Origin of the sequence: Xenorhabdus santafensis (assembly GCF_033949405.1) — a bacterium.
Lineage (GTDB): Bacteria > Pseudomonadota > Gammaproteobacteria > Enterobacterales > Enterobacteriaceae > Xenorhabdus > Xenorhabdus santafensis.
Genome location: NZ_VCDN01000188.1, coordinates 1 through 374 on the forward strand (window position 1 = coordinate 1; position 374 = coordinate 374).

Here is a 374-nt window from a genome sequence, read left to right on the forward strand (position 1 = left end):
AGCCTTATTGTGCGGCGCTCTATCATGGAGTGTATCCAGTGGCTTGGAGATGTTTGGCATTCCGAGCAGTTTTGCCCCGGCTATCGGTGGCGCCATAGGTTTTATTGGTGTTGAGAAGATACGCGGCTTCGCTATTCGGGCTATCAATAAGCGTTTGGGGGATAAGCAATGACCAGAGGCATACGCAATAACAATCCCGGCAACATTGACCATAACCCAGCAAATAAGTGGCAAGGCCAATTACCACATGACCGAAATATCGAAAAACGGTTCTGTCGGTTTGATACGGCTGAGTATGGTATTCGGGCACTGATGAAGTTGCTGTGTAACTACCACAAGAACGGCTATCAAAGCGTAGCCAAGATGATAGACCG

Annotated in this window: 1 protein-coding gene and 1 pseudogene; both read left to right on the plus strand. The window is 48.4% G+C overall.

The features are described from left to right. Nucleotides 1-172 (plus strand): phage holin, lambda family (locus FE392_RS19780; RefSeq protein ID WP_319931847.1); only part of this gene is annotated, 172 nt, incomplete at its 5' end. Further along, nucleotides 169-374: pseudogene (locus tag FE392_RS19785) on the plus strand (structural protein); the annotation flags it as partial. The gene FE392_RS19780 and the pseudogene FE392_RS19785, both read left to right, overlap by 4 nt.